10 protein-coding genes are annotated in these 11,700 nt (G+C 63.3%); 5 read left to right on the forward strand and 5 right to left on the reverse strand.

Going from position 1 to position 11,700, the window contains the following annotated elements; genetic code table 11:
- Positions 1–94: 94 nt before the first annotated feature.
- Positions 95–5,011: a beta strand repeat-containing protein gene (locus tag OJ996_RS06120; RefSeq protein ID WP_264512294.1), complete on the reverse strand. Its 4,917-nt coding sequence runs from the start codon at positions 5,009–5,011 to the stop codon at positions 95–97.
- A 487-nt stretch (positions 5,012–5,498) separates the two neighbouring features.
- Here OJ996_RS06120 and OJ996_RS06125 point away from each other — a divergent pair, with 487 nt between their 5' ends.
- Positions 5,499–6,023: a Dps family protein gene (locus OJ996_RS06125; protein ID WP_264512296.1), complete on the forward strand. Its 525-nt coding sequence runs from the start codon at positions 5,499–5,501 to the stop codon at positions 6,021–6,023.
- A gap of 161 nt (positions 6,024–6,184) precedes the next feature.
- Here the strand turns inward: OJ996_RS06125 and OJ996_RS26410 are convergent, their stop codons facing one another.
- Positions 6,185–6,379, reverse strand: a complete 195-nt coding sequence (locus tag OJ996_RS26410) for an entericidin A/B family lipoprotein (protein WP_345783767.1) — start codon at positions 6,377–6,379, stop codon at positions 6,185–6,187.
- A 251-nt stretch (positions 6,380–6,630) separates the two neighbouring features.
- Between OJ996_RS26410 and OJ996_RS06130 the strand changes: the two genes are divergently transcribed.
- The 4 genes from OJ996_RS06130 to OJ996_RS06145 all read left to right on the forward strand — a co-directional run bounded on the left by OJ996_RS06130 (position 6,631) and on the right by OJ996_RS06145 (position 10,455).
- Positions 6,631–7,572, forward strand: coding sequence for a diacylglycerol/lipid kinase family protein (locus OJ996_RS06130; RefSeq protein WP_264512298.1), 942 nt, complete (start codon positions 6,631–6,633; stop codon positions 7,570–7,572).
- Entirely contained in the window at positions 7,569–8,408 is an 840-nt protein-coding gene (locus OJ996_RS06135; protein ID WP_264512300.1) for a metallophosphoesterase family protein, read from the forward strand. Before OJ996_RS06130 ends, OJ996_RS06135 begins: the two co-directional genes overlap by 4 nt.
- A gap of 5 nt (positions 8,409–8,413) precedes the next feature.
- Positions 8,414–9,820: a dihydrolipoyl dehydrogenase family protein gene (locus OJ996_RS06140; RefSeq protein ID WP_264512302.1), complete on the forward strand. Its 1,407-nt coding sequence runs from the start codon at positions 8,414–8,416 to the stop codon at positions 9,818–9,820.
- Positions 9,821–9,969: 149 nt separating this feature from the next.
- Positions 9,970–10,455 (forward strand): hypothetical protein, encoded by a 486-nt coding sequence (locus OJ996_RS06145; protein ID WP_264512304.1) that lies wholly within the window; start codon positions 9,970–9,972, stop codon positions 10,453–10,455.
- A 22-nt stretch (positions 10,456–10,477) separates the two neighbouring features.
- Here the strand turns inward: OJ996_RS06145 and OJ996_RS06150 are convergent, their stop codons facing one another.
- The 3 genes from OJ996_RS06150 to OJ996_RS06160 form a co-directional block, all read right to left on the reverse strand.
- Positions 10,478–10,840 carry a hypothetical protein gene (locus OJ996_RS06150; RefSeq protein WP_264512306.1) on the reverse strand — a complete coding sequence of 121 codons (363 nt, stop codon included), beginning with the start codon at positions 10,838–10,840 and terminating at the stop codon, positions 10,478–10,480.
- A 160-nt stretch (positions 10,841–11,000) separates the two neighbouring features.
- Positions 11,001–11,414 (reverse strand): type II toxin-antitoxin system VapC family toxin, encoded by a 414-nt coding sequence (locus tag OJ996_RS06155; protein WP_264512308.1) that lies wholly within the window; start codon positions 11,412–11,414, stop codon positions 11,001–11,003.
- Entirely contained in the window at positions 11,411–11,656 is a 246-nt protein-coding gene (locus OJ996_RS06160; RefSeq protein ID WP_264512310.1) for an AbrB/MazE/SpoVT family DNA-binding domain-containing protein, read from the reverse strand. The genes OJ996_RS06155 and OJ996_RS06160 overlap by 4 nt, the downstream gene beginning before the upstream one ends.
- Positions 11,657–11,700: the final 44 nt, after the last annotated feature.

Raw genomic sequence — 11,700 nt, forward strand, 5'->3', positions numbered from 1 at the left:
CTACCTTGGACTTGATCGGGGAGCTTCACAAGGAAGACAAAAAAGGCCCCGGCCGCTTGTAGCAGCCGGGGCCCATGGAGTGGCTCAAGCCGGATCAGGGCGTGACGGTCACGCGCAGGAAGCCCTTGCCCGGAAGCCCGTTCGAGGCCGTCAGGCTGAAGGTGCGGTAGGTGTAACCGGACGGAGCCGCAGGCAGGCCGGTGACGACCGGAGTGGCCACGGCGACGGCGCTGTTGAAGTTCGCCAGATCCAGCGAACCCTGCACGGTGTAGGTGTAGCCCTCATGCGTCGCGGTGGGCGAGGGGCTGCCGCTGAAAGCCGGCGTGCCATTGCGCACCGCGATGGTCAGGAGGAGCTCGTTGTTCGAATCCCCATCCGCATCGCTATCACCCGAGAGCCGGTAGACCTTCGCGTTGTCGCTGCCGCTGACCGGGGAGCCGCCGAGCGCGAACTCCACGCTGTTCACCTGGCCGTCGCCATCCTTGTCGAAACCCGGGGCTCCATCCGTGAGCGGATCGAGACCGAAGCTCTGCGCCCATGCGCCATACGGCGTGGTCGACTGGACAAGGGCGATATTGGTCGAGGTGAGGCCGTCGTTGTAGGCATAGTTCACCGTGTAACCGGCCGGCAGGTTGTTCACCGCAGCGAATGGCGCCGGAACGCCTCCCGTGTAGCTGGCGATGATCAGGGCCGGAGCGGTGGGTGCACCGAGGACCGCGAGATCCAGCGTGGCGGCACTGACATTGAGAGCACCGTTCACTACCAGCTTGTCGGCGGTGATGCCGTTGATCTCGCAATCATACTCACCGGTGATGGTCGTGGCTCCCGCCGCGAAAGTGCCGACCGCCGCCGCACCCGGGGCCACCGAGGCTCCGGCCGAAACCGCCAGCGGACCCGCGACCGATCCGGTGCCGCCGAGCGAGCCGGCGGAGACCGTGGTGGTCCCGGTATAAGTGTTCGTGCCATTCAGTTGCAGCACGCCGGTGCCGGTCTTGGTCAGGCCGCCGCCACCCGTGCCATCGAGCAGGGCTTGGGCGATCGCGATGTTCTGGCCGTTGCTGTCGATGTTCGCACCGTTCGCCAGCACGTTCGCGGCATTCAGGCCTTCCATGAAGGCGGCATTCGCACTCGCGCCGGCCTTGAGCAGACCGCCGTTGAAGTTGAAAGTGCCGCTGCCACCGCCACCGCCGTTCTCGCTCACCCGCTTGGCGGTGATCGTGCCGCCGTTCAGGTTCACCGTGCCGGTGCCCAGGTTGGCGCCGACCACGTTCGAGAGGTAAAGCGCCGGGCCATTCGCATTGACCGCGCCCGTGCCGGAAACGGTCAGCGTGCCGACTCCTTCCTCACCCACGTAGAAGGCCTGCGTGGTGCCGTTCTGGTTGATGGTGCCGCCGCTGATGTTGACGGTGCCGGAGCTGCCGGTGAAGCGTCCGATGGTGATCCATCCGGCCGCATTGAAGGTGCCGCCGGTCTGCGTGATCGTGCCCGCGGTGCCCGTGTTCTTGGCGACGAAGACCGTGCCGCCCGCCGTGATCAAGCCCGTATCCTGCAGGTTGAGCGTGCCCTGCGAGGTGCCCACGTCACCCACGTTGAAGTCGCCCACCGGGTTGTTGAAGTGGCCGCTGTCCTTCACCGTCACCGAGCCCGTGCCGTTCACGCCGATCGACAGGTAGCTGCCGGTCCGGTTGAATACCGCGTTGTTCGCCACCGTGAGCGAGCCGCTCGCGCCAGCCACGTTGCCAAACAGCACGCGGTTGGCCGTGTTGAAGACCGAGGTGCCGTTCATCAGCACCGCACCCACGGAGGTCGCATCTTGACCCACGGTGAACTCGGTGGAGCTCGCGGTGGAGGCTCCGTTCATCGTGAAGGTCCCGTTCGATCCCGAAAGGCGACCCACGATCATCGTGCCCGCCGTGAAGGTGGAGCCGTTCAGCGTGAGGTTACCGGTCGAGCCCGCGCTCTCTGACACGTAGGTCGTGCCGGTGGTGAAGGACGAGCTGTTCAGCGTCACGTTGGAAGTCGCCAAGTGACCGGTCACACCGTTCGCGAAGCCCATCGAGAGGCTGCCAGTGGCGATGGTCGAACCGGTGGCGGTGACCGAGGAGACCAGTCCGGTCGTGCCGTTTCCGCGGCCCACGGACATCCAAGTGTTCGTGGTGAGCGAGGTGTTGTTCAGCGTGAGGGTGGCCGGATAAGCGGTGGTGGAGCCGACCCAGAATTCACCGGTTACGGTGCTCGTCTGGGTGCCGCCGCCGCTCAGGACCACACCGCCCTGCTCGATGCGATAGGCACCGGGCACGGCGTTCGAGCCATTCGCCAGCACGTTCGCGCCGGGGTTGGTGTAGGTCAGGATGCCCTCGCCCTGCTTGGCGAACTTGCCGAAGACCGTGTTCACCGTCCCGCCGATCGTGAGATCGAAATCGATATACAGCCCGCTGCTCACGGTATTGTCCGCAGCATTGATGGTGTAGCCGCGGTTGGTGGTAGTGGCCGCTCCCGTGTAATAAAGCGTGCCGCCCGCGAAGACGATGTTCGAGGCATTGGCCGCAGCCGCACCGATCGGGCTCGCCACGCCGCCGTTCGTCAGCGTGTCGATCTGCACCGTGCCGCCACCGAAGGTGGTCACGCCGGTGTAGTCGTTCGTGTTGATGATTTGCACCACGGAGGTGCCGAGCTTGGTCAGCCCGGTGCTGCCGGTGATCTTCCCGGCACCGCTCAGGTCGTAGAAGACGCTGGAGTTGTTGAAGGTCACCGAACTCGGTGCCACCGTGGTGTTCAGCACCACGCTCGGGGTGGTCACGTTGGTGTCATTGAAGAGCACGGGTGCCGGGTTCGCATAGGTAGTGGGCAGTCCGCTCACCAGATCGGTCCAGTTCTGCGTGGTGGTGTCCCAGTTGCCATCGGTGGCTCCGGTCCACTGCGGCAGCGAGACGCTATCCACATCCAGATAGATCAGGCCTTGGCCCGGGCCGTAGAAGTTCGGGTCGATGGTGAGCACGTTCGGGCTCACGACCATGCCGTTTGGCAAAGTGCCGAGGGCGAAGGTGCCAGTGCCAGCGATCGCGCCATTGAACCGCACCAGCGGCATAACCCCGGTGGCAGGGAGCGCGTCGGCCACATTGATGGTGGCCGTGCCATTCACGGTCAGGGTGCCGGTGACGTTCAGCGGAGCATTCGTCGCGTTGCCGGGGAAGTTACCCAGGTTCAGGTCGAGCGTGCTGGCCCCGGTGCTGCCGAAGCTGGCATTCGCCACGGTGAGTGCTTGGTCGATCACCGCGGTGGTCAGGCCGAAACCGGCACCGTCTGCCACGGTGAGCGCTCCCGTGCCCGTCTCCGCGGTGCTGATCGCGAGCTTGCCGCCGTTGACCGTGCGGACACCCGCGTAGGTGTTTGCTCCGCTGAGGGTGAGGGTGCCTGCACCGGACTTCACGATGCCACCGCTCCCGGGGAGCGCTTGGCCGATTCCGACCGCGAAACCGTTCGTATTCAGCAACAGGCCGTTGGCCTCGATGTCGATGCTATCGCAGTTGACCACGAAGGTCGGCTGGATCGCGGTGGCCGTGATCTGGGTGCCGTTGAAATCGACATTCGAAGTGCCGCCGCCGGCACCGTTGATGATCGAGGTCGTCAGCGAGCCGCCGTCCAGGTTGAGTTCGGCAACCACCGTGCCGCCGGCACCCACCAGCACTTGGGGAGCCTTGATGTGGCCGGAGCCGCTGATCGTCACATTCGCCGAGCCCGTGCCGCCTTCACCGGCGATCAGGTTACCCGATTGGATATCGAAGAGACCGCCGCTCACCGTCAGCGTGCCGGCCGCCGCGCTGAAGTTCGCCACCGAGACGCTGCCGCCACCGGTTTTGGTCAGGGTGCCGCCGCTCTGGGTGAAGTTACCGACGCCACCGCGGGCGATCGCGATCCAGTTGTTCACCGTGATCGTTCCCGCTTGGAAGTCGAAGTTGCCGGTACTGCCCGCGCCTTGGCCGAGCCAGAGCTCGCCATTCAGGGCCAGCAGAGCGCCGGTGCCGTTCATGGTCATCGCGCCCTTGCCGATGCCGATGAAGGCGGCGTTGTTGTCGCCGTTGCCGGCATCCATACCGCCCACCGAGAAGCGGCGGGTGGCGTTGATGGTGCCGCCGGTCATCGTGACGCTCGAGGTGTTCGCATTGGCCGTGTTGCCCAAGCCGATCACGAACATCGAGTTGTTGTCGTTCACCGAGTTGGTGTACGTACCGCCGGAGATGTTGAGTTTGCCAAAGGAGTTCCCGATGCCGATGTAGGTCCGCGAGCCCGCATTGTGATTGATGGTGCCGCCGCTGATATTGAGCGTGCCGGTGCCGCCCGCGGTGCCGACGAATTGCCAGCCACCGCCGGTCACCGTGCCGGCATCCAGGTTGAAGGTGCCCGTGCCGCCCTGCGAACCCACGACCAGATCGTTCCCGATCGTCAGGCCACCGGAGGTGTTCATGTTGAAGATCCCGGTGCCGGAGTCGCCACCCGCATCATCGCCACCCACGTAGAGGCGGCCCGAAGACGTGCTGGTGCCGCCGACCTTGAGAGTGCCGGCGCTCAGGCCCATGCCGGTGAGCGTTCCACCGCTGGTCGAGGGGTCCGCCAGGTTGTAGGTGCCGTTCGCACCCGCGTTCCCCGCGCCGACGAAGGCCCAGTTCGTGTTACCCGTGGAGACCGTTCCGCCCTTGTGATCCACCCGACCGGTGACCACCCCGCCCGTGCCCACACGGATATCCCGCGGCGTGGAGGTCGGGCTTACCGTAACAATCGGATAGTTCGGCGTGATCGTGTTGATCACCGCGTCATCGAAAAGGTCGCCGCTCGGCGCACCGTTGGGGTTGGCGGGGACACGGTTCAGGCTCCAGTTGCCCGGCGTGTTCCAGTCGCTTGCGGCGGTATCACCGTCCCACAAGTTGTTCACGGCGAGAGCGGAGGAACCGAGGAAGGCGGTGCCGGCGATGAGGCTGGCGATCCAGCGGGAATTGTACGACGCGGTCGGCAAGCGATTCCCGGGTTACGGAGGTTCGGATTGGGGTTTTCATAGGCATAGTGGGTTCAAGAGACGAAGGCACGAGGGCGCGCAAAGACGCCGGGAGCTCCGGCGGGAGCCGGGGCAGAAACGATCAAGGATTTCGCCGGAAGGAGGCGGGTTCTGCGGTGAGAAGAAGGAGGGTTTCTCGGAAACCGGGTTTGGGTTCAGGACGGTGCCGCGTATTTGTTATGTAGAATCCGTTTCCTACGAAACGATTTGTTGCGGCATACTGCGCATTTTCTCAAACGCGTTTTCATATTTCCTTGGAGTCCAAGGCTTCATGTCCGCCTTCCATTTTTAGGGGATGTCTGACAGCATCCAAAAACTGCATAGTGCAATATGCACCGCGTTTAAGCGGCTTCTCCGCTCCCAAAATAGGCATATATAACTAACATCCAAAACAATATGCATGCCCTGTCACAGCGGCGCGTGGCTTGCTAAAATGGAAGGTGAAACCATGAAAAACAAAGCCGCTAAGAAAGCCGCCAAAAGCTCCCCTTCTCCTGCCGGAGAAGTCATCCACATCGGGCTCGATTCCAAGGTGCGCAGCCAAGCCGTGAAACTGCTTTCCGCGATTCTAGCCGATCAACACGTGCTCTACGCGAAGACCCGGAACTTCCACTGGAACCTCACCGGACACCGCTTCCACACCCTGCACGAGTTCTTCGAGAAGCAATACGACGAGTTGGCCCTGGCCATCGACAAGACAGCCGAGCGGATCCGCATGCTGGGTCACGCGAGCCCCGGCTCAATGAAGGAGTTCCTCGCCAATTCGACCCTAAAGGAGGTGCCCGGCGCTCTGGTCAATGGAGACGAGGCCATCGCCGCGCTCCGTGACGACCATGAGGCTGCCGCCCGCGAAGTCCGCAAGGCGGTGGATACCCTCGACGAAGCGGGTGACGCCGGCACCGCCGACTTCCTCACCGACCTGCTCCAGTCTCACGAGCAATCCGCCTGGATGCTCCGCAGCTTCTTGGACTGAAGTCTTGGACTCCGACTCCACCTGCAAGGCCGTGCCGCCCATTCGGTTGCACGGCCTTTTCCCATCCTATCCACTCCGTCCATCTTGGTCCCTAACCACACGAAAAAGCCCGCTCGGTTTCCTGACCGGAGCGGGCTTGTTGCTTCAACAGAAGCGGAACCTCAGCGGGTTGCCGCGTCTTGGATCTTGTCTCCCGCTCTCTCAACATCGCTGCCGAAGCCGCGAGCGGTGCCACAGGAATTTAAACTGAAGGATCCGGCCAAGAGGGCCAAACCGAGCACCCAAGCGGGCCACGACCGACGACGCTTTCCGGAAAAACGGCAGGTGCTGTTCTGGGGTAGAAGGATGGGATTCATAGCGGCTCCTCTTATTGCAGGCACCGAACCAATTTTCAGCAGCCTTCATAACACACTGAAAATGAGAAAATTTTAATCCCTCCTTGCGCGCACCCCCCTCCCCCCAGCCGATTGCATTTCGCAAACATAGCGGCTAGTCCGCCGCAACTTGCACCGCCCCGGCCCCTTCTTCATCATCTTAGTTCTTGGTTATCAAAAATTTAACCCTGCCGCGCATCCGGCACGAAGGCTGATATAGAGGATGCGGACCCATGCCCTGCTACCATCTCCTCCTCAATCTCGGTTCCGGCGGAAACGAGCGCGGCCTCGACGCACGGGAAGTTTCCCAAATGGTTGAGGAGATCTTCCGCGAGGCGGGCCATGAAATGAACTCAACCCTCGTCGAACCCGGCGGCCTCGATCACGCCTTGGAATCCGCATCCGCCCGCAAGCCGGATGCGATCATCGTAGCCGGGGGCGACGGGACGGTTTCCGCCGCGGCGCGGCATCTCGGCGGCACCGGGATCGCCTTGGGGATCCTGCCGATGGGCACCTTCAATCTCGCCGCCCGAGATCTGGGCGTGCCGCTGGAGATGGAGGAAGCCGCGCGTTTCCTCGCCACCGCGGAACCGCACCCGATTGATGTGATGGATGTCTCCGGGCACACTTGCCTGTGCACGACCATCCTCGGTTTTTATCCGGAGTTCGCGAAGACCTTTGAACGCCGCGACCACGGCGGGCGCTGGTGGAAGAAATCCCTGAAGCTGGTGATGGGACTCCCCAAGTTCTTCGCCCGCGCCCGCCCACTCCACCTCGCGTGGCGCGGGGATGGCGGGGAAGGCACGACCCGCACCAAGTTCTGCGCTTTCGTCCCCGGTCGCTACAAGGCGGCGACCGGCATCGTGCCCGCCCGCACCGAGTTTCGCTCCGGTAAGTTGACCGCCTACGTCGGCACCCAGCGCGATGCCCGGGCGGCCATGCGCGGGATGCTGGACTACATCTTCGGTCGGCAGGAGAAGAACCCGGAGCTGATCATTTTCCAATCGTCCGAACTGGAGTTGAGGGGGGGAACGCGGCGCGACTGCGTGCTGATGCTGGACGGTGAGATCATCCGCATGTCCTTTCCCATCAAGATGAAGATCAAGCCGGAGCACCTGCGGGTCCTGACCACCAAGGAGAATTTGGCGGAGGAGGAAAGCGAGGTGTCGGCATGATCCGCATCCTCCATCTCTCCGACCCTCACTTCGGCGCGGCCGATCCAGCGGTGGCCTCGCTCTTTCTCAGCCGGGCTCCCGGCTACTCCCCGGACCTGACAGTGCTGAGCGGGGACCTGACGATGCGGGCTCGCCGCAGCGAGTTGGTAGATGCCCGCTATTTCGTGGAGCGCCTGCCGCGCCCCCGCCTGGTGGTGCCGGGGAACCACGATATCCCGGCCTTCAATCAGCCGCTGCACCGGCTGCTGCTTCCCTTTGAGCGCTACCGCCAAACCTTCGGCCGCGAGATCGAACCGGTACATACCGCACCGGGACTGCATGTGGTCAGCGTGAATAGCAACAAGCCCTACGGACCCTATCTAGACTGGTCGAAGGGCAGGATCACATGCGAGGAACTGAAGCGTGCGGATCAGCGCCTGAGCGGTGCGCCCGGCTGCTTGAAGGTGCTGGTGCTGCACCACCCCTTGGTCGCGCCGGAGGGCCACCGCCGGGATCTGGTCCAGCCGCTGGACAAGCTGCTGGAAATGACCGCACGCCGCCGGGTGGATCTCATCCTCTGCGGCCACTTCCACTGCTCGCACTTGGATGCCGTGGGACCCGCGGGCGCCTGGCGGAGTGTCGTGTCACAAGCCGCGACCGTTTGCTCGACCCGCCTTCAAGGGGAGCCCCAAGGCTTCCACATGATCCGCATGACCATGGAGCGGATCGAGATTGAGAGGCATGTTTACCGGGACGGTGACTTCGCCACCGAAACCACCTTCGCCTTCACCCGCGGTGAATCCGGCTGGCTGAGCGCGGATGCCGTGACCCGCCGCGAAATCACCCGCGCCTCCTGAGCACCATGTATTCGCCCTTCGAATTGATCGTGATCGGTGGCGGCAGTGCCGGGCATGCCGCCGCACGGACCGCCGCGGAACTTGGAGCCAAGACCGCGCTGGTGGAATCCGCGGATGAACTCGGCGGGCTCTGCATCCTGCGCGGCTGCATGCCCTCCAAGGCCCTGATCGAAACCGCGAACCGGATGCGCATGACGCGGGAAGCCGCACGCTTCGGCTTCCGCGCCGGGGAACCGCAGCTGGATCTCCCCGCACTACGGGAACGGCTTCACCGGCTGATCGATGACTTCCGCCAAGACCGCGTGCATGCGATGGAGAAAGCTCCCTATGCGTTGCTACGTGGATCCGCCCGCTTTCGCTCGGCGAAGGAAATCCTGTTCCAAGCGGAGAACTCCGAACCGCGGATGCTGGAAGCCCGGACCTTCGTGATCGCCACGGGTTCGCTGCCATCGGTGCCGCAGGTCCCGGGATTGAAGGACACTCCCTTTTGGACCAGCGACGATGTGGTGCAGCTCCCCGATATCCCGAAGCGGATCGCCATCCTTGGCTCCGGCGCGATCGGAATGGAATTCGCCCATCTCTTCGAGGGCTTCGGCTGCGCGGTCACCGTCATCGCCCGCGGCAAGCGGATCATGGGGAACAGCGATCCGGACATCGCGGAGGCCATGGAGGCGGAGAGTCGCGAGCGCGGCATTCGATTCCTGAAGGAAACCGAGGCGGAGTCGGTCTCACACGGACCGGACGGTTTCCGCCTGAAGCTCTCCGGAGAGACCTCAGAACTCACGGCAGATGCCCTGCTCGTCGCCACCGGCAGAAGGCCGGCGACCGCCGGACTCGGGCTGGAGGAGATCGGCATCGCCATGGAAAAGGGTCGGATCCTGATCGACGAACGGGCGGCCACCTCCCTTCGCTGCATCTATGCTGCCGGGGACTGCGCCAGCCCCGTACCGGTGGTGCACTTGGCCGTGCTGCAGGGCGAGGTGGCAGCACGGAATGCGTTGCTCTCCCTGCGGGACGATCACTTCAGCAGCGCCGCCGAATGGCCGCGGCACTCCGCCATGTCGGGCTGGTTCACCGAACCGCAGTGTGTCCAGATCGGGCTCTCCGAGACGGCGGCGAAGGAGGACGGAATCGAGGTGATCGTGGGCCGCCAGACCTACGCCGATCACGGGAAAGGGATGATCGCGGGATCGCGCCACGGCTTCGTCAAGGTGCTGGCTGATCCCGCCAGCGGACGGCTGCTCGGCGCGGCAGGCATCGGCCCGGATGTGGTGGAAACCGGCCACCTGCTGCAGGCGGCGATCGAGCAGCAACTCACGCTCTCCGACTACCTGCGCATTCCCCACTACCATCCTACCCTCGCGGAGGCTTGGTCGCGTGCCGTGGAGGATGCCAAGGAGTGCTCCGGATGATTGCAAAGCGCCATCGGGGAGGCTCATGAATTTGCAGTTTGCTCGCGGACGCGCGTGACGCCGCCGTCACCCCGCAGCGGAAAGCGCTGATCTATCAAGCAATCGAATCAAGAGATCAAAAGCGGCACGTCTTTTGCGAAGAGAGAGGGATGAACGAGCTTCGCCTGCCAGCCCAAGCGTCTTCCGTGTCCCTCCAAACCGCTCTCACCCGCACCCTCGACGCCGTCGCTGCCTATCTTCATGCGGCCTCGATTTCGGAGTCGCGGATTTTGACGCAGGTTTGCAACGACTTGGCGATCGCTCGGAACGAGCAGGCGGACCGGATCGCCGGATGGATCGAACGGGAGGGTGAAGCGCCGGATTTCGGCTTCAGCCGCGAGGCTGGCTTCCAGCAAATCTGGATGAGCCTCGTCAGCCGCCGCTTCCCGACCTTCCGCGAAGGCCTGCCCCGCGAATGTGAGCGCAGCGACCGTCGGCTGGAGCGTGTGCTGATGCGCCTGTGGAATGATCCGGAAACCGACGAGGAGCTCCGCCAGGATCTCGATGCCCTGCTGCGGGATGTCCGCTCCGGAATCGAGCGCTTGGAACGCCTGCGCGGTCCGGGCGTGCTGGCTACCTCGGCGGCGGCCTATTGAGCGCCGCCGGGAGAGTCCCATTCTACAGCCGTCGGGCAGCCCGGCCTTCGTCGATCAGCTTCCAGAAGTGCTTCGACTTGGCCAGTTCCTCGTCCTCGCCGATCGGGATCTTGGAGCGGAAAGCGAAATCCGAGAAGGTGCCCTTGTGCAGCACGCGGTGGACGATCACGAATCCGTCTTTCACCTCGAAATAGAAGCGCCAGTCCTTTGCCCGGAAGCGGTAGAGCGTGCGACCATCCCGTTCGATCTTCCCAAAGCGGTCATCCCCGAGGTTCTCCAGATCCTTCTCGGTGACCTTGAACTCATCGAGCAATTCGAGCTGCTCCAGCGTGTCGAGACGCGAGATCTCGGCGGCGCTGATTTCATTGAAAACGATCTGGAACACGCGACGAGCGTGAGAGGCCCGGCCCGAAATTCCAAACGCGAAATTTGACGCTTCAGGATGATGACAGGACCAAGATGGGAAGCGCCGGTCCCCGCTTCCGCTTCAAGTTCGTCGACCCTCGGATCGCGGCGCACTGTTCCTTCGGTCAAGGGGTTTGGGCTCACCCCTCCTCCGAGATCGAGACCAAGCGCAACTTGGGAAAGTAAGTTCGCAGATAGCCCCTGTCATTAGTCGCCAGGGCATCCGCTTGTTTGGCGGCGTGGGCCGCTACCATGAAGTCGGGGAGGATGGTGGTGCGCGGTCCACCGGCTTGGCGGTATTTCCTGAACACCGCTCCAGCCAGCAACGCAGAGGACGCTTCCAATTCGCTATACTGGATCTGGAGTGATTCGAGAGCCTCGAGACAAGGTTCGTCTGAAGGAAAGAAGGAGCGGACTTCCGCCAGAACCACAGGGCTCACCCGCAGGGCTGCCGTCTCGGCAAGCTGCTGTAATTTCCCCAGCCAGAGACTCCCTTCAGGCTCACCTTTGAAGATGGCGAGAAGAACTGAAGTATCGATCGTCACGGTAGTCATTTACCGGGGATCTCGACGGGACCGCGCAGACCATTCATCCACTCCTCCACGGATCCCCCGGAGAGCTCATCCTTCAAACAGCCGAGTACCGCTGCACCTTGCTGGTGGTTCACCACCTTCTTCAAACGGATACCGTCCGAAGTTTCGATGAAATCCACGGTCCCTCCCGGCAAAATCCCAAACTTGTCCCGCAGAGCCTTTGGAATCGTGACCTGGCCTTTGGAAGTGACCCGAGCTTTCACCCCATCACGGTAAGGACGGAAAGTAAGAAAGTCAATTCACCTCC

It is taken from the genome of Luteolibacter rhizosphaerae (assembly GCF_025950095.1).
Classification (GTDB): Bacteria; Verrucomicrobiota; Verrucomicrobiia; order Verrucomicrobiales; family Akkermansiaceae; genus Haloferula; species Haloferula rhizosphaerae.